The sequence below is a fragment of the Helicobacter mehlei genome (assembly GCF_007280785.1).
Lineage (GTDB): Bacteria > Campylobacterota > Campylobacteria > Campylobacterales > Helicobacteraceae > Helicobacter > Helicobacter mehlei.
Genome location: NZ_VKGC01000008.1, coordinates 1 through 26,858, shown reverse-complemented (window position 1 = coordinate 26,858; position 26,858 = coordinate 1). Strand labels below are relative to the sequence as shown.

Here is a 26,858-nt window from a genome sequence, read left to right as displayed (position 1 = left end):
TCCTTAGTTAATATTTTTCATTGAAGTGTTTAAAATATCTTCGATTTCTTTTTGTGTGATGCCAATGGGGGTTTTGTAGTAATGTTCGATCGAAACAAAATATTCGGGCCGATAGACGCTCACCACACCATCGCAAAGGGTTGCCAAACGCTCGGCAACATCTTTAGAGACAATGGGCGTTAAGACATAAATATTTTTAGATAATTTAGCTGTGCAGGTTTGAATCGCCAAATTAGCCGTAATGCCTGTTTCAATGCCATGATCGACAATGAAGACACTTTTATTCCCCAAAGATTTGATCGTATTGCCTTTTCTAAATTTGTAAATCCTAGATAAAATCTCTTCCTCATAGACTCGTTTAGCCTCGCCATAGACATAATCTAGGGTGATCTCGAAGGAATTGATGAGGTTTTCATTCATGATGATGTCCATGCTCTCGCTCACCAAAGCGATCTCACACTCTCTATTAAGTGGGGCATAAATAGGTGCGCTAAAGAGAAAATCTAGGGCTGTGCCTAATTTTTGGGAGAGCACATGGGCAAACTTGAGCCCGTTTAAGCTAGTGGCTAATACAATGGCATTTTTGGTGTCTAAGTGGCGAATCATCACTTCATTCACCAGTTGCAATAGAGCATCTTCTTGATTAGCAAACATAAAATCATCGACTAAATTTCCCATGTTACCTCTTGAGTTGCCGGTAGGTGATGTTGGTTTTTGTGATGGGGGAGAAGTCTAGGGTCAGCTTGATATAGTTGTTTTCATAGACACGCAAGGGATCATTAGGATTACTGGTTAAAACGGGTCTTCTTTGATTGACAAACTCCAAGCCCACCCCAAAACAACGAATCTTTTTGAAGAGCCCAATGCGCCAATTCAAAATCACATTGTTTTCAATGTCATACCCCACAGATGCATTTAGGGCAAACCATCTAAAATCATTGCTCAAGCCTGCCTTTAAATAGTTGGAAGTGTTTTGGACGATTTTGTTAATCCCATTGTCATTAAAATTTTTTTTCACATAGTAAGAGATGTTAGCACTCAAAAACTTACGGGTGTAGTTTGCGTTGATAGACACCTCATCGACGCTATTATAATACCACGAATAAAACAAAGTCCCGTAAATATCCAAGCCTTTTAAAGGCGAAAAGCCGATTTTGGTTTCCATCGGAGTGCGTGCAATCGAAATTTGATCATCAAAATCAAGGGACTGTGAGATGCGCCAATACAAGAGTTCCTGCCCACCCAAGCCATAGAGGTATTGTGTGAGATTCAAATAAAGTTGCTTGCTGGAGGGGTTACGCGCCACAATACTAGAGGGATTCCACACCGCATCGTAAATTTGTCCGCGGTAGTCATAATCGCTGAGGGTGTGCCCAGAGGCGGTGGCGACAAAGTTATTGCTAGCCTGCGCGCTCAAAACATACATTTGATTATTAAATAGCCCATCAGTATAGGTGTAGTAAGCCCCGCTGAGTATTGCTTGTAGCTGGATGGTGTGTAAAAACTTGTTGTATTCTCTGGCTAGATCGGTGTTCAGATAGAGTGCATAGCCACTTGAAAAATAATTCCCAAATTCTCTAGATACACCCTCAATATGGGGGACATAGCTATGTTTGGTGTTCATGATTGCCACATTCCCCATACTGACATTATTCCACAAGCCTACAGATAAGTATTTTTTAAATAAGGAGAATTGCACTCCTAAGGGCACAGAGATCGAATTTTGCACATACCCATAGCCCACCTGACGCACGATATTATTGAATTGGTAATCCAGGGAGTAAAGGAGATGTTTCCAACCCAAGGGGGCTAAATACTTGTGGTATTGCAAATTGGGTAAAGATTGGAAGGTGGTGTTATTATTGATCTTGTTAAGGTTTAAAAAGTATTTGAGATAAAAGCCGTAAAAGTGATTATTGGTTTGGACATAGTAGTTCCCACGGGACATGTGAGTCGCATCCGTGATGCGTTTATTGACCTTTTCAAAACGCACATAGTCCAGATCATTCATGTAAAGAAAATCCAAATAAAAGGCGTTGTCTAAGGGGTGGTGCAACTTAAAATACTTTTGTAAAGTTTGGCGGCTAGCATTCATAGCTTCAAACCCAAAGACATTTTGGTTTCTGAGATCGTAAAGCCTAGTGTATTTATCGTAGTTGTAAAAATAACGCATGTTGAATAAAAACTTATCTTGGTGGGAATTGATCACTCTGGCTTGGAAGTTGATTCCCAAGCCCCTTTTAGATCGAATCTGGGGGGTGAAAGTCATATCCCACGAATCTTTGGGCGCAACATAAACAGGCTGTAAATAAATAAAGCCGGCTAAATTGGAAGTCCCAAACTCGGGGTATAAAAGCCCGCTAGCACGCTTGGTGCTTGTGGAAACAAAAACATAGGGCAGATAAAGGACCGGAATGTTCCCCAGATAGATTTTTGAATTCCACAGCGATAAATGCGATTTGGTTGAATTAAAATGCCCCGAAGAGGCCCGGACATGCCAAATGGGGTTATCAATGCTACACCCGGAGGTGGTGAGATTTTTAATATGGTATTTGTCATTGTCGGCATGGGCAATGTCGGCACTAATCCAAATTCCGGTAACACTATCTTGTACGTAGAAAGGAAAAATGAGCTCGTATTTTTCATCCAGCCTGATTTTCACATGCTCGCTTTGCACCAAGAGCCCCTCACCCCGATACACGCGCACATGCCCTTCTAAAGTAGCTTCTTTTTTTTTGGTGTCATACACTACTTGATCGGCTAGGATATAGACATCGTAGTTGAGTAAAATCGCATGCCCGCTAGCCGTAACAACATTGTTCTTGGCTTCAACATGGTCGGCCATGAGTTCAAAAATCTTGTGGTTTTTCTTATCAAATTTTTGCACAGCCACTTGTTGCTTACTCTGTGCCAAGACCCACAGCAATACCAGAAAAAGAAAAAAGCGCAACACCACTCATCTAGTCACAATAACAAGGGTTTTGGCATGTTTATCATGGAAAATCCGCCCAAATTTATCTTTGGAAAAAAGGGCAATGGGGTAGAACAACAACAACTCTTTGAACAACCAACGCTTCAATCTTGCACTCAAGGGGGGTTTATCCCAAGTTCTCAAGGCGACTACACGCAAATGGAACACAAATTTGCCAATGGTCGTACCCAAAAAGCCCATCAAGAGCATCTCATAAAGCCCATGCACCACCACGCATAAAAGTAAAAAACGCAAGGATAAATAAGACTCCAGCAACTGCCCTAAATGCAACGCAGATAACCAACGCATGTTCAAATCCCATGCCAAAAACCCCACCCATAATAAATCCACCAGAAACGCTCCCACCCTCCAGCCAAAGGGTGCAATCACCAAATGCTCTTTATAGAGCACCTCTTCTATTTTTTGCTCATCCATGGTGATATGCCCATTAAAGTGCGCCAATATCCTCTCTAAATTGCATGCCTTCAAACTGCACTTTTTTAACCAAACCATAGGCATGGTTTTTAGCCTCTGTGAGAGATTTGCCCTTGCCTACACACACGCACACCCGCCCCCCAGAGACCACAAACAAGCCATTTTCTTGAGCGATCCTGCCTAGATCCAAATGCCCGGTTTTTTCATCAAAGGGATCGATGTAAATGCTCTGCCCTTGTGAAATTTTGTAGGGGTAATCTTTAGAGGCTAACACCACACCTAGGGAGTGTTGGTGGTGCAACTCCAAGTGCAAATTTTGTAAAGTGCCCGCAATGGTGGCTTCGCACAAATCTAAAAGAGGGGTTTTGAGCAAGGGTAACAATACACTGCACTCTGGATCGCCAAAACGTACATGGCACTTTAACAAATAAGGCTCTAATTGCCCCTCTGTTGGCACCACCATGATTTCTACAAACAACACACCCACAAAGGGCGTGCCCTGTCTGACCATCTCATCTAAAATGGGTGCAACAATGGTGGAGGCAATTTTTTGCCTGAATGCCTCATCGCAAAAATGAGTGGGGGCAAAGGCTCCCATCCCGCCCGTGCGGGGTCCATCGCCCGAGAGTTGTTTATAATTTTGGCATGGAGGCAATAATAAAAAATCTTGGTGGTGTGCCAAAGCCAAGATCGAGAGCTCAAAGCCCTCCAAAAAATGTTCCACCACAACTCTCGAGTGTTTTTCTTGCACAAAAAAGCGTTCTAAGGCTAGCTGGGCTTCTGGAGCGTTTTTAGCAATGACCATATTTTGGATTAAGTCATCTGGCCCAATTACAAGGGGAAAGTCACAGCTTTGCACCTGTTCTCTGGCTATGTTGTAGTCCTGTGCAATAAAAAAGGGAGAAGTGGGGATATTTAAATTCAAGGCTAAATTCTTGGTAAAACTCTTAGAGGCCTCTAGGATACTGGCTTTTTGACTAGGCCCAAAAACTTTAATTTCTGCTTGAATCAGTGCATCGCTCAGTCCCTCTATTAAAGGTTCTTGAGGTCCAATCACCACCAAGTCAATATGTTTATCTGTAGCAAAACGGATAATTTGAGTGTGATCTTCTAGTGCCACATTTTCGCCAATGCTCTGTGTACCCCCATTGCCCGGAGAAAAATAAATATCGCCTATACGGGCATCTTCTCTAAACTTGCGCCCCAAAGCATACTCTCTAGCACCACCCCCAATGATTAGAATCTTCTTTTTCATTCAGTCCCTATTTTATCAATCCACCCAAACGACCGTTACTATTCTTGCGTAGTTCAAAGAAGCTACAATCTAGGCTAAGAGGGTTCTCTTAGGTGGCAGATTCTACCAAAGAAAATACCAAATCACACAAAAACCACTACAATTAGCCTAATCTAATGAATAAAAGAACTTGCCAATGTTAGAAACACGCATCGCCCAGGCATCTTTACAATGCTAGAGTCCATTATAATTGAAATTTGCTTAAGCTTTCGCCATAAGAAACACGGCTCAAAATAAGACCCTCTGGAGCTAGGGGCATATGGTAGATATGCCTTTTAAGCCCAATTTGATCGCCTAAATCTAATAAGCTCATTTTGCCCAAACTACACGCCAAAGCTGCCCCCACCATCAAACGCACCTGTGCCCTTAAAAAGGCATTAGCCTCCACAACCACCACGACACAGGGTAAATTACAGATCGTATAGCCATAACAATATACCTTGTAGATTGTGCGGATCGTGCTTTTAGGATCGCTACCTTGTTTGCAAAAATACCCAAAATCATGCGTGCCCACAAATAAATCTAGGGCTTTTTGCAAATCATGCAAGCTCCCATGCGGGTGGGGGGCGATGTAGCGGGCCAAAAAGGGGTTAAGCACTTTGGGGGCTAGGACATAGCGGTAAGCTCTTTTGGATGCCCAAAATCTAGGGTGGAAATCCAGCGGGGCGGGGGTGATGGCTTTACAGACAATGTGGGGGGCAAGTTTAGCGGGCAAATAATGGGCTAATTTGGCACAATCTATAGGCAAGTGCGTAGCGAAGGAGATCACTTGGTGGCTGGCATGCACGCCCTTATCGGTGCGCCCCGCAGCTAGAATGGGGCTAGCAATCCCCAAGCTTAAAAGGGCTTGTTCTAGCTTGCCCTCCACACTTGGCAAGCCCTCTTGTTTGGCAAACCCACAAAAGGCACTGCCATCATAGGCGAGCACCACTTTAAAGCGTTGCATCAATAAAAACGCACAATCATGCGTCTATAGAGCGCATACGAACCTAGTAACCACACAAGGGGCAAAATAGCAACAAAAATCAAGGGGGCATCTTGGCTAATGACATGCATGCACAAAAAATAAATCCCCACAGCCAAGAGCACATAAATATAAGAAAGGTTTTTAGAAAAACGGGGGTTGGCAATCCCAAAAGTGAGGATAAGAAAAATGCTGGCTAGGGGGAAGAGCGCGACTAAAATGGCTTGGGTAAAACGCCTTTTTTGGTTTTTGTTTGCATCTTTGCCAAAAGCACTTTTCCAGTAGCCAATGTAATCATGGGAGTGCAAAAAAACTGGATTTTTGTTGCTAGAAGAGGCGATTCTATTTTTTAAGGCGAGCTGGCCAAACTGGACCTTGCGCAATTGATCTTTTTGGGCAAAATAGGCATTCCCGTGTTCGAGTTGGAGTTCAAATACACCTTGTTGGTTTTTGATCTGCCCTTGTTTGGCAATGATAAAACTCTCTAGGGCTAACCCTTTGTGTGAAAATAAAATCACATCATTAAAGAGATTCCCTTGATTGCTCCCAATATAAACCAGCCAATCGCCCAATTTCTGCCCAAATTCGCCCGGGTGGATATTCACATCGATCTTTTCTTTTTTGGACTGAATAAAGGAGTAATACGCGCTCTTAGAAGCGGGAACCAAAATTAAAGAGAAGACGAGCAAAACCAAGCTCACAAACACACACAAAGGTAGAAAGGCTTTCACCAAACTTTTAGGTGAGATACCCAAAGAAAAAAAGACCAAGAGTTCGTGGTCATAGGAGAGTCGTGCTAATCCAATGGCACACGCCCCAAAAAAGGTAATGGGGATGATGAAAAAGATCGTCCCGGGCAAGGAGTAGATGTAAAGTTGCACCAAATCCAAAAAACTCAATTTCACCACGAGAGTTACACTGGCAATGCCAATAAGCATCACAATAGAGGCGATGAAAAAGAGCACCAAAAAGAAAGAGAAAAACACTTGTGAGATGGCATAAAACATATAGGATTTAGCCATCTGCACTAAACACTCCTTGCGGGCTAAAGCCCCCGCTCAATCCCATCTAGAATGGGCACGAATAAGCAACGATCCAGCACCTGATCCACTACCAAAACCCCACCTTTTTTAATAAAACGGGTGATCTTTTGGGCTTGGTTGTCCAAAATGGGAGCCACTAAAATACCCCCTTCTTCAAGTTGATCGTTCAGTGCCGGGGGGATGCTACGCGTGCAGGCAGAAAATAAAATGCGATCATAGGGTCCATACTCACTCCAGCCTAGTTGCCCATCTCCTAGCTTGGTGTGGATATTGGTTGCTCCTAGTTTTCTAAAACGTTTCTTAGCCTCCACCAAGAGCTTTTCAATGCGCTCAATGCTGAAGACTCGCCTAAAGAGTTTGGAGAGCACCATCGCCTGATACCCACTCCCACACCCAATTTCTAAGACACTATCAGCCCCTTGAGGCTTTAAAAATTGGGTCATCTTAGCCACGGTTAGAGGAGAGCTGATGAATTGATCGGCTCCCATTGGTAAGGCATCCAAACTATAGGCTAATTGCTTAGAGGGGACAAATTCCTCGCGATTGATCGCGCAAATGGCATTCTTGATGGACTCCTCTAGGCTAAAATGTTGGGCAATCGCCTCACACATGTGTGCGTTCTTAATTTGGAACACTAAAACCCTTCAAAACTCAAGCTACCCTTAGAGTAATTGCTCACTCTAGCTTCAAAGAAGTTCGATCGGTGGCTATTAAAATTAGCAAACTGATCCACCCATTTGAGGGGATTTTTGGTGTGATAAAGTTTAGGCAAACCCACAACGGCCAAGCGTGTATCTGCCAAGTATTCGATATATGCCCTAAGTGCCCTAGGGTTGAGATCCAAAATCTCGCCTTGTGTGATATACGCTCCCCAAGCACTCTCCAAATCCACCGCCTCTTTAAACATGGCGACCACCTCTTCAATGAGATCGGGGCTAAACAAATCTGGACGCTCTTTTCTCAAAGAATTGATCATGTTTTGGAATAAGCTCAAATGTGTAACCTCATCTCTTTGGATAAAGCGGATCATCTGTGCTGAGCCTAGCATTTTGCCCCCTCTAGCGAGCGCATAAAAAAAGCTAAACCCGCTGTAAAAATAAATGCCCTCTAAAATTTGGTTGGCAAACAAGACTTTTAACAAATTGCGTTCGGTGTGCGCATGTGCCAAATCCATATAAACTTGCGCCACACAGTCATTTTTATTTTTCAACGCCTCATCGGTGCGCCACATTTCATAAATCTCATCACTATTAGCACTAATGCTCTCCACCATGACCGCATAGCTATGGCTGTGCAACGCCTCTTCAAAGGCTTGGCGTACCAAGCATAAATTGATCTCTGGGCTGGTGATAAAGGGATTAACATTGTCAATTAAATTATTTGTCTGCAAGCTATCCATGAAAATAAGCTGGGCTAGTGCGCGATCGTAGCCGATTTTTTCTTGCTGGGTGAGCTTCAAGTAGTGGTTTTTATCCCCGTGCATGCTCACTTCTTCAGGAAACCAAGTATTGGTCAGCATCGTTTTCCAAAGCTTGGTAGCCCATGGGTATTTGATTTGGTTGAGATCAAACATGCTAGTGGGGTTGCCTCCAAAGATTTGGCGATCCTGTGCTCGCTCTGTGGAGTGGGGGTTATAGATTTTTTTACGGTCCAAGGTCTGTTTTTTCATAGATGCCTCTTATCATAATTTGGAGGAGCGATCATACTTTAAAGTAGCTGATCCCTACATAAATGGATTTTTTCAGTGATTTTTAAACTTGCGGGGGTAGAATAGTGGTTTTTATAAGCGGAAGTGGCGAAATTGGTAGACGCACCAGACTTAGGATCTGACGCCGCAAGGCGTGGAGGTTCGATTCCTCTCTTCCGCACCATCACCCTAAAATCTTTTGGCGCACCACCCAATCATAAAGTCTATCAGGCAAGCATTTTTTAGCCCACACCAATAAATGGGCGTGTTTGCCCACCAAATAACGCGTTTTGGGGCGGGGGGCTTGCAAGGCTTGCAAAATGCATGTGGCGATCACTTGGGGTTTTGTAGCCCTCTGGTAGGTTTGCTTGTAAAAGGTACTGGCTTTTTGGCACTCCACATCATAAGGGCTTTTAGGATCGGGGGTATAGGCGTTCAGCGTGCCCTGATCCCATTTGGTCTCAATCGCCCCGGGCTCAATGAGCACCACCTGCACCCCAAAAGGGATGAGCTCGGCGCGCAAACAATCGCTATAGGCCTCTAGGGCGTATTTGCTGGCATGGTACCAGCCTAAAAAAAGCGTGGTGGATCGCCCTGCACTGGAGGCAACATTGATGATCTTAGGGCTAAGATGGGCATTTTGGCGCAAGGTGGGCAAGAATAAAGAAGTGAGTTGGGCGATGCTAAACAAATTGACTTGAAAAAGAGCTTTGGCTTGCTCTAGGCTATGTTCCTCTAAACTCCCCAACAAACCATAACCGGCATTGTTAATCAACACACTAATTTGGGAGTCTTGATCCAAAATCTTTTGGACCACTTGCCTAACCTGCGCCTCATCACTCAAATCACAATCCAAGCGCACACAATTAGGGTGTTGCAACACCTCTAGGGTGCTCACCCGTCTAGAGATCGCATAGAGTTTATAACCTTTTTCTAGCAATAATAAGGCACATTGCAACCCAATCCCGCTACTCGCCCCGGTCAGCACCACGCTAGCCATGTTGCCTGCCCAAATATTGTTCCCATTCATAGGCACTAGAAACAATGTTTTTTAGGTCATCAAACTGGGGCTTAAAGCCAACCTCTAAGATTTTGGCATTGTCGGCAATCAAAGAGCTTGGATCGCCCACACGCCTAGGCGCGATTTGCACTTTGAAATCCACCCCGGAAACTTCCTTAACTTGCTTGATCACCTCCAGCACGCTATAACCCCGACCATAGCCCACATTGTAGATCGCATTTTTGTGGGTGTCTAGCAAAGTATTAAAAGCCTGCAAATGGGCGAGGGCGAGATCATCAATGTGGATAAAATCGCGGATACAAGTCCCATCGGGTGTGGGGTAGTCATTCCCAAAAATCTGCATAGAGGGGCGTTTGTGGGTGGCGCATTCACAAGCAACCTTGATCAAGTGGGTCGCATTTTGGGCGCGTTGCCCCAAACCAAAGGGGGTTGTGTAGTCATTAAAATGAGTCGCCCCCGCCACATTGAAATAGCGCAAAATCGCACATGAAAAATCCTCTGCTAGGCTGGTATCTAATAAAATGCGCTCCGCCATCATTTTAGAAGCACCATACGGATTGATAGGCTTTAGGGGAGCTTGCTCATTCACGGGATAATCGCTGGGTTCATAAACGGCCGCACTGGAGGAAAAAAGCAAGTGTTTGATGCCATGTTGGGTGCAAAGTTTGGCGAGTTTGAGGGTGTTGAGCGTGTTGTTTTCATAATAGCTCAATGGCATGCGCGTGGATTCTTCCACGCTGATTTTAGCTGCAAAGTGCAACACGCCTAAGATGGGGTACTTAGCTAAAAGCTGGCTTAGAGCTGGGCTATCTTGCAAATCTAGATGCACAAACCCCACCCGATTGGAGGCGTAATTTTGCGTAATTTTGCGTAATTTTGCGTAATTTTGCGTAATTTTGCGTAATTTTGCGTAATTTTGCAAACTTTGCAAATGGATGTCAAACCCCGTACTCAAATTATCCACAATGAGCAGAGAATAGGGCGTGTACTCCAAAAACCAACGCGCTACACTCGAACCAATATACCCGCAAGCCCCAGTAAAAAGCAACATAGCAACCCCTAAAACATGACAATTTAACCCGATATTATCTAAAATCCACTAAAATAACGCCATTTTGAATCAAGGAGCTCCTATGGGAAACATGCAAGAATTAGTGATGGATACAACCGCTAGCGTGGGCGACCCTAGACAGTTGGTGATGTCTTTTTTAGTTACCCCTACGATGGTTAATTTCAATAATGTCATGCACGGGGGGGAGTTGCTCAATCTGCTAGATAAAGTCGCCTATGTGTGCTCCACGCGCTATTGTGGGTATAGCACGGTTACTTTGAGCGTGGATCGCGTGTTGTTCAAACACCCTATCCCCATCGGGACTTTGGTTACCTGTTTTGCCAGTGTGAATTATGTGGGCACCAAGAGTTGTGAGGTGGGAATCAAGGTGATCTGTGAGGATTTTAAAACCAAAGTCGCCACCCACACTAATAGCTGTTATTTCACGATGGTGGCCATGAAAGATGGCAAGACGATCGCTATGCCTCCCTTTACCCCCTGCACCGACAAAGAAAAAGAACGTTATGAAAGAGCGATTAGACGCAAGGAAGCCCTCAAGAGTACCCAAAAAGCGGCGTTGAAAAAATAAGGCAAATCCAAAAATCCAAAGTAACTAAAGCTAGGGATTGAGACGAATCCCTACCCCAAAGCGGTTGGAAAAGACATCATATTCATAAAGACCATCGCCATAGCCATTAAAATACTGCATGTAAAGCCCGACAAAACGGCTGATCCTAAAGGTATAACCAATACGGATCGCGCCATGCCAGCGTTTATAACGCCAATATTGCGTGAAAATGTCATAGATGCGCATTTCAAAATGATGCCGACCCCGCCTATAGTCGATCAAAGCATTCCCATAACCCATAAAATCGATCAAATTAGGGTTGGATTGGTTGTAAGGGATATAGGGCCAGTAAGCAACTCTAACTTTAAGCCCTCCCTTTTGCCATGTAAGCTTGAATACCGGGCGTTGCCCTGCACTCACTGAGCGGCAACCCCCATCAAGCCCCCCCTGCTGGACAATTATTTGCTTATTTTCTTCTGTAATATGAACGGGTGTTCCCGGAAAGGCATCAGTGGGATTCCCATTGCGGAAGGGTTGGTAACATTGCCTGCCCCCAATGCCATTGGAAATATGTTGCCAACCAATCCAAAACTCACTCAGATACCCCATCTTTTTGGTAAAAAAGGGGATATTGAGAGGATAGACATAAATAAGCTCGGGCATGTAATTGACCATGCGCATGGGCGCGCTTTGGGGGTTATTGTAAATTTGAAACCAGTTGGTTTGGGTGTAGGCTAAATAGAGCGTCCCAGTGGTGAAGAGAAAATGCCGGATAACCGGAATCCTAAAACTCACTTGGAATTTAAATTCAGTGCTTTGGTAGCGGTTAATGCTGGGGAAATACCACTGGTAAATGGGGGTAAAACTATGGTAAAAGGGCATAAAATAAGTCCCGCGGTATTCCATAATATCCAAGTATTTTTTGGCAAAGTCGCTTAAGATATTGACTTTTTTGGGCTTTCTGGGGGGTACGCTCCAAGAGTTTTTGAGGCCATAAAACCATGGCTTGTAAAAATCCGGGTATTGAGGACCAGTCGTATAACCCTTGTGGGCTAACTGCGAGGGACTTAGGCGGTTATTAGCCTCCTCACCCCCTAAAAAACAAAGATAAACACAGCTTGTTAGGAAAACCCGGCGCATGGGCTAACTTTTCTTAAGCTGTAAAAATAGAATGAGGATCATCACCACCGGTGCCACAAAGCGCACACCAAAAATCCACACCTGAAATCCCAAACGGGTTAAAAAGCGTTTGCTGGCTTTATAAATGCGTTTTTGATCCAAGACCCACCCTAAAAAAATTACCGAGAACAAACCTCCCAAGGGCATTAAGATAGACGAGACACTAAAATCTGCCCAATCAAAAATATTTTTACCCCCAAATGTGAGGAATGGCGCATATTGCTTGTGGATTGACAAGATCACCAAAATCCCCACAAAATAAATTCCTAGACCCACTAAAAAGCAAGCTTTGGCGCGACTCCATTTCAAATGATTCATCAAATAGAGTGTAACGGGTTCTAGCATGGACACTGTAGAGGTGATCCCTGCAAAGATCAAGGCTAAGAAAAATAAAAAGGCGATGATCGAACCGGCTAAACCCATTTGATAAAAGATCAAGGGCAAAGAGATAAAGACCAGCCCCACCCCCTGAGAGGGTTCCCCATTGAAGTTGAAGATGAAGGTGAAAATCATTAACCCGGCAATTAAAGAAATGGCAATGCCGGGCAAGACCACCCATAGCGAACTGCCTAACAAATTTTCATTAGACTTGGTAAAAGCCGCGTAGGTGGTGATCGTGCCCACCCCTAGACTTAAAGAGAAAAACATCTGTCCCAACGCATCTAAGAATACCCTTAGGTTAATTTTGCTGGCATCAAAAACAAACATGTAGTGCATGGCCTGCGAAAAGCTAGGTAGAGTCATAGCATAAACAAGCAAACCGATAAAAACCAAAAACAACAAGGGCATCAGCCACAAGCTCAACCGCTCGATCCCCTCTTTAATCCCCTTAGAAACAATCCAAACGGTCAGCCACAACCACACACTAAAGCCAAAAATCTGCCAAAACAAATCTTGAGAACTCAAGTGTGAAAACGCTTCTTGAGATATTGCCAAAGAGGAGGGTAGATTGAAGCTCACCTTAATTAAGTAGTAGAACACCCAGCCTAACACCACCGTGTAAAAAGACAGAATAAGAGGCCCTCCTAGCAAGAAGATCGCGCTAAATCCCCAAATTTTCTTGCGCTTGGTATCAAGGTGTTGGTAGCAAGAAACCACATCTTTACGCCCCAAGTTGCCAATGATCATATCAGCAAGCAACATTGCAATCCCCAAGCTTAAGGTCAAGCCTAAATAGAGCAGGACAAATGCCCCGCCCCCATTGCTCCCAGCCATGTAGGGGAAACGCCAAATGTGCCCTAGCCCAATCGAGCTCCCCAAAGTGGCTAAGATAAAACCTAACTTAGAAAAACCCATACTAGCCCTGCAAAATCTTCACAGCCCAAATCACCAAAATCACGATGGGTGCAATGAATTTTAGTAAGAAAACCCACACAGAAAACATCCACTTATTTAAAAAGTGCAAGCTCACCGCATAGAGTTTTGTCCTGCTCACCACCCAACCCACAAAAAGCACAGAAACCAACCCCCAAAAGGGCATTAAAATCGAGGTGGAAAAAAAGTCTGTCAAGTCAAAAAGATTCTTGCCAAAAAATCCTAAATGAGTCCCATACTTCGCATCCAAAGAGAAGATGAGCAGTACACCTATCACAAAGACCACCCCAGTAAGCCCCCATGTTGCCTTAAAACGCGGATAATTTTTATCCACTAAATACTGCACGGGGGGTTCTAAAAGGGCAATGGTAGAGGTGATCCCTGCAAAGGCTAGGGCACATAAAAACAAAACAGACACTACGCTCCCCATCACTCCCATTTTAGAAAACACCACAGGCAGGGATACAAAAATCAATCCCGCCCCTTGCGAAGGATTAGCCCCGTATTCAAACACAAAGGTAAAGATCATCAAGCCGGCCATCAAGGAAATTGCAATGCCGGGCAAAACAATCCACACCGCGCTTTTGAGCAAATCCTGCCTGCGGTGTGTGGAAGAAGCGTAGGCGATGTTGATCCCTATGCCCAAGCTCAAAGCAAAGAACACCTGCCCTAGCGCGCTCACAAAAACCTTTTGGTTGAACTCTGCTAAGCGAATCCCAAACATGAAGTCTAGGGCTTTTTTAAAGGAAACCTGCGTGGAGGCATAAATGAGCAAGCCTATGAAGATGATAAATAACAAGGGCATTAAGATAAAGTTGAGTTTCTCAATGCCATCTTTGACCCCCCTAGAAACCACCCAAGCACTCAGCAAGAGGGTTACTGCCAGCCCAGCTACCTGCGTGCCAATGGAATTACCTAAGAGATCAGTTAAAATTTGTTCAGAAGCCTTAATGTCTGTGGGTAAGTTAAAGCTCACCACAGCTAAGTAATAGAACACCCAGCCTAGCACGATCCCATAGAAGGTCAAGATGATGGGTCCGGTGAAGAGCATGAGCCCCGCATAACGCCAAGTTTTGCGCTCCGGGTGGGGGTCTAGCTCAGCAAAGGCAGCCGCGACATCTTTTTGGGTGCTCTGTCCTATCACCATTTCAGCAATCAACATGGTAAGCCCAATCGTGAGTGAGAGGATCAAAAAGAGAATCACAAACCCACCCCCGCCACTGGTGCCGGCCATGTAGGGGAAACGCCAAATGTGTCCGAGCCCTATTGAACTGCCCAAGGCAGCTAACACAAACCCTAGTTTTGAAAAGCTATTCACCAAAACTCCTTTCTCTTGATATTAAAAAAGTGCCCATTCTAGCACAAAAAAAATTAAGGTTTAATATATCTTTACAAAATCATGCTATTCGTAGAGATTTTATCCAAAAAAGGGAATCTATGCGTCTGCGGGTTTATTATGAGGATACCGATTGTGGTGGGATTGTTTATCATGCCAACTACTTTAAATATTGCGAGCGGGCTAGAAGTGAGGTGTTTTTTAAAGCGCACTTGATCCCCCAAGACCAAGAACACGCCTTTGTGATTCAGAGTCTGCAAGCCCAATTTGGCGCACCCGCTATGTTGGGCGATAGCTTAGAGGTCCAAACACAACTTCTAGCCCTCAAAAAGGTGAGTGTATCCCTCCAACAAGAAATCTTTAAGATCACCTCCCAAAAACCCGAATTGCTTTTTAGCATGCAAATTAAGATCGGCTTTATCCACCTCCCCACCAAAACCGCCACACGCATACCCCCTCACTTTGTAAGGCTTTTGCATGGACTCCAATAAGCTCCAAATCACCTACCCCACTCTTTGGGAATACCGCCTCATCACCGACAATCCTAGGGCCCTCCTAGAGGAACTCCCCCAAATTTTGGGCAGACAAGATTACAAGGCGGATTTAAACCACATGAGCGCGCATGGCAAATACACCAGTTTGCAACTCTGCTTAGAGGTGCAAAGCCAAGAGGAACGCGATCGCCTCTTTAGTGCCCTTAGCACCCATGCGTTTGTAAAGTGGGTGCTTTGAGGGTGGGCTTTTCTAGCGGTGGCAGGGTTAAAGAGAGATTAGAAATATCTAGGTAGTAGAAAATATCCTTGTTATTTTCATAGCCCGTAATGATGAGTTGCCCCCCGACAAAAGCTAACGCACTGGGGTTGTTAATCGCATCAGGCAAACCATAAGCATCGATAATCTGCCCATCTAAGGGGTTGATCACCAAGAGGGCGTTATAGGCCTTACTGAGTGCGAATAAACGCTCTTGATAGAAAGCTAGTCCAGAAATATAAAACTCTGAGAGAGAACGCCCTTCTTTGAGGGGATTATTGCTTGAGGTCTGCACCACACGTTCAAAACTCAAGCCCAAATCTTGATCCAGCATGCCAATTAAGATCAACTGCTTGTAGCGTTTGTTAGGCACGGTGAGCATGTAGGTGTAAGTCCCATCACTACGGGCACTCAGCACATAGTAAGTAGAAGCACGGCTTGTTCTTAGGCGGTTACGCCCGATCTCATCAAAATGGTGTGCGCCTTGTAAGAAGTTGGGGAAATTATTTTTTGCTTGGGGGTTATAAGCCACATCCACACTGCTTTTATTAGCCCCCATCAAGCGGATCACATTCCCCACCATATTTGCCCCGACAAAATTCTCCACCGACACAGAATAATCCTTGTCCAACACCAAATGTACCAACACCTTGTTTAAATCTTGATTGACGATGTAAAGCCCCTCTTTTTGGGTGCTGATCAAAAAGGTATTTTTGAGCATGGCATTATTCCCCGCAAAGGTATCAGGCGAAAAGCTAAAGGGGGCGGGCTTGAGTGTTGGGGCGCACCCATCAGCCTCTTGTGTGTTGCCAAGAGGATTAGCAGGCATTGCAAGGGTGAGGCTAGAGGGGCTAGATGTCAAAGGTTGGAGGGGGTCAGATGGGGGGGTTGGGGGTTCTTTGGTGGCTAGAAAATTGAGATCGCTAATGGGCGCATTGAAGGGCAAGGTGCTAGGCTTGCTCTCTAGCAAGATCAAATGTTTATTAATCACCAGCGGGGCGTTTTGGTAATGGCGATCCCAGTTGTGCTTGTCATTGGCCAAGATGGGCGCATCCACCACTCTTTTACTGAGTAATCTAGGAAAGCCCATGTGCTTCCAGTTAGCCGTGCTCCAAATATTTTCATGCAAACGCCAAGAAAAGCGAATCGGATCGCCATGCCCTAAATAGGGAAAAGGGCCGGTGGAAATAAACGCCTGCACCATGTTAGAGAACACCACCACGCTAAAGATGGCAAAAGCCCACAGATTGGCACGGCTCAATTTGCGATAAGGCAGGCGTTGCCCGTAGAGATAAAGCCCCCCCTCTTGGCTTAAAAGGCTAAAATCGGGTGCAAAGAGCAACAACCCCCCCAAGATCAACGCCACCATCCAAAACACAAACTCAGCCCAAAATTGTGTGTGTAGTCCCAAAATAGAGAGGGCAAACCCCTGTCCGACATCCTCTAGGGCATGGTTGCCCATGTGGTAAAAGCTTTGGTAAAGCCCCCCTGCTGTGATCAAAATTAAAATGGCTAGGTATTTGGGTTTGATCCCATAACGCACGATAAACAAACCTGCCAAAGCGATATAAACCATGCTTTGGCGCTCCGCCCAACACTGGATACAAGGCGAATCGTGGTAAATAAAACCCAAGATCAAATTAGCAATCCCCACCGGTAAAGCCATGATGCCAATAATGGCTAGAGAGAATAAAAAGTAGAAGGTTCTAGGTTGTGCCATGTTTAACCGCTATTTTGGTGTGATAAGCCCCCATGCTAACATAAAAAAGCTTAACCCCCTAAGCCCTATGTTGTAGCGGGGGTTTAAGAACACATTTATTTTTGGCTATTGCTCCAGTTTGCCTTGATACCAAGCTGGGCAATCTTTGAGGCTTGCACAATCTTTAAACATGTCACCTAAGCCATGATGGACATTAGATACATCCCACTTATCTAAAGGTTGGTTAAAATCCTCGCAACCATAAAACATATGCCCCATATCTGTAACGCTAGACACATTCCAGCTATTCAGGGGCTGGTTAAAGATCGCGCACTTTTTAAACATGCAATTCATCTTCTCCACCTTCGATACATCCCAGCTAGAAATATCATGGTTAAACAGAATCGCGCGGTAAAACATGCCCTCCATGTTGCTTACATGCGATACATCCCAGTTTTCTAGCCCCTCAAAATCTTTGCGCATAAAGGCGGGGGCTTGATCCCCATGGGACGTGGCATGCGAAAACACGAAGCTTAAATCCGTGATTTGGCTAATGTCAATCTCCCCTAAATGCACGCTTTCATCGGCGGCTAATTTTTTAAGTTCCTCCTTGTTTTGGGGGCAATATTTTTTAGCATGCGGCACAGCCGGGTTCTCGCCCAAAGCGTGGCTCTTAAGGGTGGTTAGCACTTCCTCTAACTTGGTAACCCCCTTTTTTAACCCCTCAGAGACACTGGGGGGTATGTTGATTCTTTTGGCTCCGGCATGCTTGATCTGACTTAGCAATTCCTCTAATTTTTCTAACACCTTGTTCATGGACAACCTTTCCAAACTAGAATGAAGGGCATTGTAACACAAAGCCCAACATGCATGGCAAACATGCCACCATCTCAGTCCGGATACCAACGGGGGCGTCTAGCTAGGCTATCACAGCCAGAAAACATTGAATGTGCCTCTCTCACCTTAGAGATTCTCCAGCAATCAATGTTTTGGTTAAAACGGCTACAACCGCTAAACATCTGAGACATCTTTGTTACATTTGAAGTGTCCCAACTATCTAAAGGCTGGTTGAAACTAGAGCAATCCCTAAACATACAACCCATATTTTCTACGCTAGAAGTGTCCCAATCGTTCAAGGGCTGGTTAAAACGCTTACAGCCATCAAACATGCAAAACATATCTTTGACGCTGGAGACATCCCAATCCTCTAAGGGCTGATTGAAAGACTCGCAATGGCTAAACATGCCCCACATCTCCTCCACCCTAGAGACATCCCAATTATCTAAGGGTTGATCGAAGTTTTTACAATTTTCAAACATGCCATGCATGTTTTTAACATTGGACACATCCCAGTCGTTTAAAGATTGGTTAAAACGGGCATCCTCATCTCCATAGCTACTCATGGCAAACATCTCTCGCATAGTCTCTACACTAGAGACATCCCAGTTGTCTAAAGGCTGGTTAAAGCGAAAGCAATATTTAAACATGTATTCCATGTTTTTAACATTGGAGACATCCCAGCTATTCAAAGGTTGGTTAAAGTTTTCACACCTACTAAACATCCCCTCCATGTTTTCCACGCTAGAAACATCCCAACCATCCAAAGCCCCATTAAAATTGCGGCAACCGCTAAACATGCTATACATGTTTGTTACCCTAGAGACATCCCAGCGATCTAGGGGTTGGTTAAAATTTTGGCAATCATTAAACATGAGTCCCATATCATTGACTCTAGATGCATTCCAGCCATTCAAGGGTGCGTTAAAATTTTTACACCCTGCAAACATGCAATCCATGCGTGTTGCACTAGAAACATCCCAACGATCTAAGGGCTGGTTGAAGTTGGCACAATAACCAAACATAAAAATCATATCTTGCACCCTAGAGACATCCCAGTCATTCAAAGGTTGGTTGAAGTTTTGGCAACCAAAGAATAAGAAAGTCATGTGCTCTACCTTAGAGACATCCCAACTATTCAAGGGCTGGTCAAAGTTTTCACACAGCCTAAACATCGCCTCCATGCTCTCTACCTTAGAGACATCCCAACTTGAGATGTCATGGTTAAAATGGATGGCTTTATAAAACATGGCTTTCATGTTGGTAACATGGGAGGTGTCCCAGTTTTCTAAGCCCTCAAAGTTTTGGCGGGTGAAGGGTTCGACTTCGTCGTCTTCGTACCCCCCCCCCCCAGTGGTGTGCGAAAACACAAAACTTAAATCCGTGATTTGGCTAATGTCGATCTCACCTAAATGCACGCTTTCATCAGCGACTAATTTTTTCAACTCCTCTTTGCTTTGGGGGCAATATTTTTTAGCCATTTTAGGCGTAGCTTTGGTGGTGGTGGGGGCACTTAAAGCGGGATGCTCTTTTAGAGCCATTAGCACGCCTTCCAAATCAAAAACACTTTTTTCCAAACTTGCCAAGGAGTCCAAAACCTCCTTAGCGGTGCTGACCTGCTCTAGACTGGCTAGAGGCGTGTTGATTTTAGCTCTCAGGCGTTTAAGCAAAATCAATACTTTTTCTAACTCTGTATCGTCCTCTAAGCTGGCATAGTGGTTCTCTAGGGCTTGGCTTAGATGAGTCAAAGCTCCGACTAATGCGCTAAATTTGGCATGCAAGTCCTTAGCCTCAGCCCCCGCATCTAGTCCCTCCTCTAACATCCCCCTAGCTAAACGCCCCGCTCGCTTAGCACTTTTGACCTCTTGTTCTAACTTCTCTAAAACCTCTTGCATGTATCCTCCTAACAAATAAAATGAGAACTGCTCTAACATAAAAACACTTCCAGCGGATAATTTTTGTCCATCTTTTTAAGGTCCAAATACGCTTGGATGATCAAAAACTCATCTTTGGGGTGGGTGCTTAGGCGTTCTTTAACCTGCTCGATCATCTCTAAATCCAGCAAAACATACAAAAACCCCTTTTCGGCTAGCTCGTCTTTTTCAGCCAAAAGCTCAAAGAATTTAAACCAATCATCGGGAGATAAAAAGGCTTTAGAATCCAAAGCCATTTTACAATACTCTTGTTTGCTATAACCCACCGCCGTGCAAAAATCCACAACCTCTGCGCGATCTAGGGCGACTTTTTGTTGCCAAAAGGCATCTAAAAGGACTTGCAAAACGGATTTATCTAACAAATTTTGCGTCTGCTTCAACACCTTAGAGACTTCTTTAGGCGTGCCTTTTTTAATGATCTCCACAAGCGCATCGCGTTTAAGCTCTAGGCTAAATTGATCCTTTTTGATCACCTCGTTGGCATAGCGCAAATCTTGCGTGATTTTGTTGCGGATATTTTGGAGATAAAAAGGATGCTCGGCGTAAAACTCAAACTTCTTCATCTCCACCTCTTGTTTTTGCTCGATACTTTGGTAAATCCCCAAAAGCTGATCCACTTTTTCATGCCCACTTTTGGGTGTGTTCAAATCGGCTTGCAAAACAAAACGCCCCAAAATGGCGGAGAGTTTGTCAAATAAGGGGCTATAGTAATTTTCCTTGCTAAAGGTGTGTTTGCTCTCTTGGTCGATGATCTGGCGGGTAATTTTTTCAAAGTCGCGCCCTTCTTGGTAGCGTGCCCAGCAACCGCCCAAATAATTAGCCAGCACAAAGAACAAAGAACACACAAAAAACACCAACACCACCAACACCACCCAAAGTGCGATGGGGAGGTGGATGGCGTGCTTATTCCAAGTTAAAGCAAAACTGCCCGGACTCACACTATAGACACACCACCCCAGTGCCAAAACAAATAAAATCGTAAAAGAGCCATAGTAACGCAATTTCATGGGTTTCCTTTTTTTGTATGCTGTGTTTATTATACCCTAAAGTAGCTAACTCACTTATGGTAAGGGTGGTGGTTTAAAAGGCTCAAGGCTCTAAAAATTTGCTCGCATAAAACTAATTTGGCAATCTGGTGGCTCAAGGTCAAGGGGCTTAAAGAGAGAGCCAAACAGCGATCTAAAAAATCGGGGGCAAAGCTATATGCACCAGCGATAAAAAAATGCACACGGGGTTGCTTGGTTAGGATTTGGCTAAACTCTTGGCTATTGCAAAGTTTGCCCGCAGGGTGCATAGCAATACATAGGGCGTTAGGCTTAAGATAGGGGCTTAGGGTTTTGGTGTAGAGGGCTTGGGCACTCTTGGGCGTGCTGTTGTGCAGATTAGGGGGCAAGAGATCGACAACCTTTAGAGTAGTGTTGAATTGCTGGCATTGGCGTTGTTGGTGGGCTAGTAACGCCGTGATCAGGGGGTCTTTTTTGGCGATGGCATAGAGCGTGCAAGTCATCGATTTTCAGTTAGCATGCCCACTAGATCGCTAATCGTTTTTTTCAAGTCCTTTCTGTGGATAATCATGTCAATCAAGCCATGTTCTAAAAGAAACTCGGCGCTTTGGAAACCTTGGGGCAACTCCGCCCCGATGGTTTGTTTGATCACCCGTGCCCCCGCAAAGCCCACCATCGCCCCGGGCTCGGCAATGATGAGATCACCCAAGAAGGCAAAAGATGCGCTCACACCCCCAAATGTGGGATCGGTGAGCAAGGAGATAAAGGGCAACTTGGCTTCTGCTAGCCGATTGAGTGCGGCACTGGTCTTAGCCATCTGCATGAGCGAATAGGTGGATTCTTGCATCCTAGCCCCCCCGCTGGCACTCACAATCAAGAGGGCTTGGGAGTTGCTCACCGCACGCTGGATTGCCCGCACGATTTTTTCACCCTCCACAGAGCCTAACGACCCCCCCATGAAAGCAAAATCAAAGATCACAATCTGCATGCCAATGCCATTGACTGAGCCCTGCCCACTGATGACCGCACTAGGGCGGCCTGTTTTGGCTTGGTATTTTTTCACCCGTTGCTTGTAACTCTCTTTATCCACGAAGTTGAGCGGATCAACTGGTTTTAACTCTTGGTCAAATTCGACAAAACTCTGCGGATCGCACAAAAATTCCAGCCGATCTTGTGCGCCCATGCGGAAATGGTAGTGGCACTTCAAACACACATGGTGTTTTGAAAAAACTTCTTTGTAATACATTAAGGCATTACACTTGGGACATTTGATCCAATGGCTGGGCATGTCCTGTTCGGAGGATTGCACCCTTGTTTTTTTCAAATTTTTTAAAAAGTCTGTAAAACCCATATTCACCCTTCAAACATTGATGGAGCTATTGTAGCATAAGTGGCGATCACTCCTCGATTAATTGCGTGATCTGCGCCTCCAGCATCGCCATCACTTGGAGTTGCCCGATGATCTCTTGAACTAAGGGGATGAGGGGGGCTAGTTGGGTACTTTTCTGGACATCTTGGGCGATGGCGATGTAACCTTGCAAGATACCCCCCAAGTAATCAAAAAGCAGGGTATTATTGTAATAATCTTGTAACACTTGGAACAAAGAAGCGTTTTGTTTGACAATGCTATTGATGACACCCATTTCTTTAAAATGTTCTTCTCGATTATCTAAACGCAAACGAATTGCAATGCTGTTGAGTTTCTCGTTAAATAGGGAGATGTTTTTGCGTACGCTGGCTTGGTAGATCGCCATTTGGTGGATGGCTTCTTCAATGGTGTGGATTGAGGAGAGAGCATGGAGTGTGCAGAAAGTTAAAAAAACAACGACCCATTTTTTCAAAATACCCAACACACGCACCCTTTTTGTGAGATGGTTTATTATACCACCAACTAGAAAAATCGTAAGGCTCTTTGTGTTATACTCGCTCTTTAGGAGAAAAAATGCCAATCTTACAACCCTTATTATTTACCCCCGGGCCCACCCCTATCCACCCTAAAATCGCGCGGGTATTAAGCCAGCCTGTCCCCCACCACCGCACCCCTGAGTTTGAAAGCATTTTTGCGGGTGTGCGGGCACATTTAAAGGAAATGATGGGCACAGCAGAGGTTTTAACTTTAGTGTGTAGTGGCACGGGTGCTATGGAAGCGGTCCTGTGCCATTTTGTAGAGGCACGCACCCAAGAGCCTAAACTCTTGGTGCTCAACAATGGCAAGTTTGGCGAGCGTTTTTTTAAAATCGCCCAAGCCCACCACTTACACGCCCTAGAGATCAAGAGCGCATGGGATAGCCCCATTAGCCCCCAAGAGGTGTTAGCCTTTTTGCAAGCACACCCTAGCCTAGAGCTACTAGCTTTGCAGGCATGCGACTCTTCGGGGGGTTTGCGCCTGGATTTTGAAGGCATTGCCAAAGTAGCCAAAGAGCACAACCCTAATTTATTGGTGATTGTAGATGCGATCACTGCCCTAGGTGTGGAGCCCTTAGATGTTACCCATGTCGATGTTTTGATTGGGGGGAGTCAAAAGGCGTTCATGGCACCCGTAGGACTAGGAATCTTGGGCTTAAGCCCGCTAGCTTTGCAAAAACTCACCCCCAAGGGCTATTATTTTAATTTACACGCCGAATTAGCCAACCAACAAAAAAACACCACCGCCTTTACAGCCGGCATTAGCCACATCATCGCCCTGAAAGCCTATTTCGAATGCGTAGCAGAATTGGGCGGGCTAGATGCCCTTTTTGCAGACACCAAAAAGCGCGCACAGGCTAGCCACCAAGCCCTAAAAGCTCTAGGCTTACAAATCTATCCTAAAAACCCAGCACCAAGTATGAGCACCATCTATCATGAGCAGGCTACACAGATTCGCAAACACCTTAAAAAATATGGCGTGATCGTGGCTGGTGGGCAGGATCATTTAAAAGATGTGCTCTTACGGGTGAATCACATGGGCTTGGTGGAGGTCTATGAGATCGCATGGGTGCTCAATGCTTTAGAGCAAACTTTGCTGGATTTGGGCTTGAAATCCAGCTTTGAGGGCGTGGCTGTGCGGGCATTTATGCAACATTATTACTAGGGGGCAACATGCGGCAATATTATAGCTATGCAGATTTTAAGCAAGATGTGTTAGCCCTAGCCCAGCAAGTCGAGCAAGATTTTAAACCCCAAGCCATCATTGCGATCTTGCGTGGGGGGATGACTTTAGCGCATTTTTTGGGGCTGTATTGGGACATTAAAGAGGTCTATGCCATCAATGCAAGTTCTTACAGTAGCGATCGCACGCAGAGCACGCTAGAAATTAACAACATCCCCTATTTGGATCCCCAACACCAGCAAGTATTAGTGGTGGATGAAATTGTAGATAGCGGGAAGAGCTTTCAGGGTGTCCTAAGAGTCTTGAAACAACAATACCCACAAGTTGTCTTTAAAAGCGCGACTCTCTTTGCCCAAAAAAGCGCGCGTTTTAAGGCGGATTTTGTGCTTAAGGAGGCTAAATGTTGGATCGACTTTTTCTGGGAGGTGGATTTAGGGGGATCGCGTGCGCCCTAAACTTTATTTAGTCTCTTTGGGTTGTTCTAAAAACTTGGTCGATAGCGAGGTGATGTTAGGTAAACTCTCTAGCTATGAGCTCACCCAAGATAGTAGCCAAGCTGATGTCATCATTGTGAATACTTGTGGGTTTATCCACTCTGCCAAACAAGAGAGCGTGCAGGTCTTGCTAGAGGCGATCAAAGCGCGCAAAGAGGGTGCGCTGGTGGTGGCTAGTGGGTGCTTGAGCCAACGCTACAAAGAGGAATTACAAGCCGAGTTGCCTGAGATCGACATCTTCACGGGCGTGGGGGATTATGATCGCATCGATGAGCTCATCGCCACCAAAAAAAGCGCATTTTCAGCACCCATTTTCTTAGCCAATGCCACCCACCAACGCACCATCATTGGTTCTAAGGTGCATGCCTATGTGAAACTCTCTGAGGGGTGTAACCAAAATTGTAGCTTTTGTGCAATCCCTAGTTTCAAGGGGCGTTTACAAAGTAAAAGTATCGATCAGATTTTAAGAGAGGTGGAAAATTTAGCCAAGCAGGGCTTTAGTGATATTAGTTTCATCGCACAAGATTCCAGCTCTTACTTGAGCGATCAAGGTGTAAAAAATGGGCTTGTTGATCTGATCGGTGCTCTTGACAAACAACAAGCTATTAAAAGCGCACGCATTTTTTATCTCTACCCAACTTCCACCACGCCTAGACTCATCGACACGATTGCCAACTCGCCTATTTTTGTCAATTACTTTGACATGCCCATCCAGCATATCTCTAATCACATGCTCAAAACCATGCGCCGCAACTCTAACACGCAAACCCACATCCAGCTTTTAGAACGCATGAAAGCCCTTCCGGATAGTTTTTTACGCACCACTTTACTATTGGGGCACCCTGGGGAGAGCGAGGAGGATATGGCGATTTTGCAAGAGTTTTTAGAGGGCTTTAGTTTTGATCGCATTAATCTCTTTGCCTTTAGCCCTGAGGAAAACACGCGTGCGCATAAAATGGAGCGTGTACCTGAGAGCGTGATCGACCAACGCCTAGATAGAATTAATGCCTGCGTACAAAAACAAGTGCAAGCCTCCATGCGAAGTCTCTTGCACAAACCTATTGATGTGATCGTGGAGGGTTTGAGCGAAGATGGACTTTTTTTAAAAGCACGGGACAAACGCTGGGGATTAGAAATTGATGGCGAGATTCTCATTAATGAGAGCTTGATCGAAAACACCACTCCCGGGCACTACAAGGCGATCTGTTCTGCCTATGAAGAAGGTATGCTGGTAGGGAAAATCATTGCTTGAGGCGATCACACACCCCTTATAAGATTAATGGAGATATACAAAACAAACCCAATAAAAATTAAAGCACAGACAAAGTCTATCTTTTTACAGTGCTTGGTGTATAAATTTTTAATCTTTGGATTTGAAAATAAGAGTGCCACACCAAGAAAATAGCAAAAACTTTCTGTAACCAGAAGTGCAACAAGCAAGCTGAGATGAAAAAGATTATAAGAGAAATTTAGACTTGAAAAAATACTACCAAAATAAAATAAAGCTTTGACATTGCTCATATTTGTAATAAAGCCCCTGACAAAGGGCTTATCTGTATAACCTAAACTCCCAAAATTTTCTTTTTTTTTCAAATTTTTTAGGAGCAAGAAGGCTAGATATGACAAATAAAAAATGCCCAGTAGAGTTAATAAAGTCTTCATTAAAGGAAAAGATTCAAGCACGAGTTTCAACCCACCCAATGATAAAATAATCCAAATAAGAACAGCTAAAGAAATGCCACAAACCACTAAAAATGCTTTTTTAAAATCTGCCTTTAAGGCATACGCGCTCACAATAAAAAAGTCAGGACCGGGGAGCAATAATGCAAAAAGATGGATCAGAAAGATTAACAGAAAATCCGCCATGTAATCCTAACTCCAATCATTGGAACACACCACAGTAACTCGCAGAAAGATTCTATAAATCGTCCACAGAAACACCATAAATACCTCCACCAACTTGTCCAGATAACAAATCTTCCCCTAAAATATCCTTATGTTTAAAGCAAATTGTAGGCTAATTGGGCTTTTCAAAACCGATCTAAGTTATGTAATCAGATTTATACTCCGTAGCAAAAGCCGCCTCAAAAGGTTTGTCCAGCAGTTTAGATGGCAAGTAAGCAGTTCTATTGCCACCAGTGTTTGGGGTGCTGTGCAATACCAGATCACCAAGTTTTCCTTTGCCTTGA

General features: G+C 44.6%; 27 protein-coding genes and 1 tRNA gene. 7 read left to right on the top strand and 21 right to left on the bottom strand.

What is annotated here, in order from left to right; all coding sequences use genetic code 11:
* Nucleotides 1–3: 3 nt before the first annotated feature.
* From FNE76_RS04335 to FNE76_RS04300, 8 genes are all read right to left on the bottom strand, one after another.
* On the bottom strand, nt 4–678 hold the full coding sequence (locus tag FNE76_RS04335; protein WP_120948370.1) for a phosphoribosyltransferase: 675 nt from the start codon (nt 676–678) through the stop codon (nt 4–6).
* A gap of 1 nt (nt 679) precedes the next feature.
* Entirely contained in the window at nt 680–2,953 is a 2,274-nt protein-coding gene (locus tag FNE76_RS04330) for an LPS-assembly protein LptD (protein WP_185962995.1), read from the bottom strand.
* A gap of 3 nt (nt 2,954–2,956) precedes the next feature.
* Entirely contained in the window at nt 2,957–3,433 is a 477-nt protein-coding gene (locus FNE76_RS04325) for an RDD family protein (RefSeq protein WP_120948372.1), read from the bottom strand.
* Entirely contained in the window at nt 3,420–4,661 is a 1,242-nt protein-coding gene (gene purD, locus FNE76_RS04320) for a phosphoribosylamine--glycine ligase (RefSeq protein ID WP_120948373.1), read from the bottom strand. The genes FNE76_RS04325 and purD overlap by 14 nt, the downstream gene beginning before the upstream one ends.
* 223 nt (nt 4,662–4,884) lie before the next feature.
* Nucleotides 4,885–5,646: a tRNA pseudouridine(38-40) synthase TruA gene (gene truA, locus FNE76_RS04315; RefSeq protein WP_120948374.1), complete on the bottom strand. Its 762-nt coding sequence runs from the start codon at nt 5,644–5,646 to the stop codon at nt 4,885–4,887.
* Complete coding sequence (locus tag FNE76_RS04310) at nt 5,646–6,686, bottom strand: LptF/LptG family permease (RefSeq protein ID WP_235852264.1); 1,041 nt, start codon at nt 6,684–6,686, stop codon at nt 5,646–5,648. The genes truA and FNE76_RS04310 overlap by 1 nt, the downstream gene beginning before the upstream one ends.
* A 23-nt stretch (nt 6,687–6,709) precedes the next feature.
* Nucleotides 6,710–7,342 (bottom strand): protein-L-isoaspartate(D-aspartate) O-methyltransferase, encoded by a 633-nt coding sequence (locus tag FNE76_RS04305; protein ID WP_120948376.1) that lies wholly within the window; start codon nt 7,340–7,342, stop codon nt 6,710–6,712.
* Complete coding sequence (locus FNE76_RS04300) at nt 7,342–8,376, bottom strand: ribonucleotide-diphosphate reductase subunit beta (RefSeq protein WP_120948377.1); 1,035 nt, start codon at nt 8,374–8,376, stop codon at nt 7,342–7,344. The genes FNE76_RS04305 and FNE76_RS04300 overlap by 1 nt, the downstream gene beginning before the upstream one ends.
* Nucleotides 8,377–8,493: 117 nt before the next feature.
* On the opposite strand from FNE76_RS04300, the gene FNE76_RS04295 reads away from it, so the two are divergent.
* Nucleotides 8,494–8,578: transfer RNA gene (locus FNE76_RS04295), tRNA-Leu, on the top strand.
* On the opposite strand, the gene FNE76_RS04290 is transcribed toward FNE76_RS04295, so the two are convergent.
* Both FNE76_RS04290 and galE read right to left on the bottom strand, forming a co-directional pair.
* On the bottom strand, nt 8,579–9,394 hold the full coding sequence (locus FNE76_RS04290) for an SDR family NAD(P)-dependent oxidoreductase (protein ID WP_120948378.1): 816 nt from the start codon (nt 9,392–9,394) through the stop codon (nt 8,579–8,581).
* Nucleotides 9,387–10,466, bottom strand: coding sequence for a UDP-glucose 4-epimerase GalE (galE, locus tag FNE76_RS04285; RefSeq protein ID WP_120948379.1), 1,080 nt, complete (start codon nt 10,464–10,466; stop codon nt 9,387–9,389). The genes FNE76_RS04290 and galE overlap by 8 nt, the downstream gene beginning before the upstream one ends.
* A gap of 82 nt (nt 10,467–10,548) precedes the next feature.
* Between galE and FNE76_RS04280 the strand changes: the two genes are divergently transcribed.
* A complete protein-coding gene (locus FNE76_RS04280; RefSeq protein ID WP_120948380.1) occupies nt 10,549–11,055 on the top strand; it encodes an acyl-CoA thioesterase in 507 nt (168 codons plus the stop codon).
* A 30-nt stretch (nt 11,056–11,085) separates the two neighbouring features.
* Here the strand turns inward: FNE76_RS04280 and FNE76_RS04275 are convergent, their stop codons facing one another.
* The 3 genes from FNE76_RS04275 to FNE76_RS04265 are packed head-to-tail and all read right to left on the bottom strand — an operon-like array spanning nt 11,086 to nt 14,848.
* Nucleotides 11,086–12,174: a phospholipase A gene (locus FNE76_RS04275; RefSeq protein WP_120948381.1), complete on the bottom strand. Its 1,089-nt coding sequence runs from the start codon at nt 12,172–12,174 to the stop codon at nt 11,086–11,088.
* A 3-nt stretch (nt 12,175–12,177) separates the two neighbouring features.
* On the bottom strand, nt 12,178–13,509 hold the full coding sequence (locus FNE76_RS04270) for a sodium-dependent transporter (RefSeq protein WP_120948382.1): 1,332 nt from the start codon (nt 13,507–13,509) through the stop codon (nt 12,178–12,180).
* A gap of 1 nt (nt 13,510) precedes the next feature.
* Complete coding sequence (locus FNE76_RS04265; RefSeq protein WP_185962994.1) at nt 13,511–14,848, bottom strand: sodium-dependent transporter; 1,338 nt, start codon at nt 14,846–14,848, stop codon at nt 13,511–13,513.
* Between the two features lie 116 nt (nt 14,849–14,964).
* On the opposite strand from FNE76_RS04265, the gene FNE76_RS04260 reads away from it, so the two are divergent.
* Entirely contained in the window at nt 14,965–15,354 is a 390-nt protein-coding gene (locus FNE76_RS04260; protein ID WP_120948384.1) for a YbgC/FadM family acyl-CoA thioesterase, read from the top strand.
* Nucleotides 15,341–15,595 (top strand): HP0495 family protein, encoded by a 255-nt coding sequence (locus FNE76_RS04255; RefSeq protein WP_120948385.1) that lies wholly within the window; start codon nt 15,341–15,343, stop codon nt 15,593–15,595. The genes FNE76_RS04260 and FNE76_RS04255 overlap by 14 nt, the downstream gene beginning before the upstream one ends.
* Here FNE76_RS04255 and FNE76_RS04250 read toward each other — a convergent pair.
* The 7 genes from FNE76_RS04250 to FNE76_RS04220 all read right to left on the bottom strand — a co-directional run bounded on the left by FNE76_RS04250 (nt 15,561) and on the right by FNE76_RS04220 (nt 22,940).
* Nucleotides 15,561–17,333: a disulfide bond formation protein B gene (locus tag FNE76_RS04250; protein WP_120948386.1), complete on the bottom strand. Its 1,773-nt coding sequence runs from the start codon at nt 17,331–17,333 to the stop codon at nt 15,561–15,563. The genes FNE76_RS04255 and FNE76_RS04250 overlap by 35 nt on opposite strands.
* Before the next feature lie 105 nt (nt 17,334–17,438).
* Nucleotides 17,439–18,128: a BspA family leucine-rich repeat surface protein gene (locus FNE76_RS04245; RefSeq protein ID WP_235852266.1), complete on the bottom strand. Its 690-nt coding sequence runs from the start codon at nt 18,126–18,128 to the stop codon at nt 17,439–17,441.
* 74 nt (nt 18,129–18,202) lie between these two features.
* Nucleotides 18,203–20,044 (bottom strand): BspA family leucine-rich repeat surface protein, encoded by a 1,842-nt coding sequence (locus FNE76_RS04240; protein ID WP_143928394.1) that lies wholly within the window; start codon nt 20,042–20,044, stop codon nt 18,203–18,205.
* 32 nt (nt 20,045–20,076) lie between these two features.
* Entirely contained in the window at nt 20,077–21,090 is a 1,014-nt protein-coding gene (locus tag FNE76_RS04235) for a hypothetical protein (protein WP_120948389.1), read from the bottom strand.
* 50 nt (nt 21,091–21,140) lie between these two features.
* Nucleotides 21,141–21,590 (bottom strand): 23S rRNA (pseudouridine(1915)-N(3))-methyltransferase RlmH, encoded by a 450-nt coding sequence (locus tag FNE76_RS04230; RefSeq protein ID WP_143928393.1) that lies wholly within the window; start codon nt 21,588–21,590, stop codon nt 21,141–21,143.
* Nucleotides 21,587–22,438 (bottom strand): acetyl-CoA carboxylase, carboxyltransferase subunit beta, encoded by an 852-nt coding sequence (gene accD / locus FNE76_RS04225; RefSeq protein ID WP_120948391.1) that lies wholly within the window; start codon nt 22,436–22,438, stop codon nt 21,587–21,589. The genes FNE76_RS04230 and accD overlap by 4 nt, the downstream gene beginning before the upstream one ends.
* A 46-nt stretch (nt 22,439–22,484) precedes the next feature.
* A complete protein-coding gene (locus FNE76_RS04220; protein ID WP_235852267.1) occupies nt 22,485–22,940 on the bottom strand; it encodes a hypothetical protein in 456 nt (151 codons plus the stop codon).
* A gap of 89 nt (nt 22,941–23,029) precedes the next feature.
* On the opposite strand from FNE76_RS04220, the gene FNE76_RS04215 reads away from it, so the two are divergent.
* The 3 genes from FNE76_RS04215 to rimO are packed head-to-tail and all read left to right on the top strand — an operon-like array spanning nt 23,030 to nt 25,921.
* On the top strand, nt 23,030–24,157 hold the full coding sequence (locus FNE76_RS04215; RefSeq protein WP_120948392.1) for a pyridoxal-phosphate-dependent aminotransferase family protein: 1,128 nt from the start codon (nt 23,030–23,032) through the stop codon (nt 24,155–24,157).
* A gap of 8 nt (nt 24,158–24,165) precedes the next feature.
* The gene (locus FNE76_RS04210) at nt 24,166–24,630 is read left to right on the top strand and encodes a phosphoribosyltransferase (RefSeq protein WP_120948393.1); all 465 of its coding nucleotides are present in this window, start codon (nt 24,166–24,168) and stop codon (nt 24,628–24,630) included.
* A complete protein-coding gene (rimO, locus tag FNE76_RS04205) occupies nt 24,620–25,921 on the top strand; it encodes a 30S ribosomal protein S12 methylthiotransferase RimO (RefSeq protein WP_120948394.1) in 1,302 nt (433 codons plus the stop codon). The genes FNE76_RS04210 and rimO overlap by 11 nt, the downstream gene beginning before the upstream one ends.
* Nucleotides 25,922–25,926: 5 nt before the next feature.
* Here the strand turns inward: rimO and FNE76_RS04200 are convergent, their stop codons facing one another.
* Nucleotides 25,927–26,535 (bottom strand): LysE family transporter, encoded by a 609-nt coding sequence (locus FNE76_RS04200; protein WP_143928392.1) that lies wholly within the window; start codon nt 26,533–26,535, stop codon nt 25,927–25,929.
* Between the last annotated feature and the right edge of the window lie 323 nt (nt 26,536–26,858).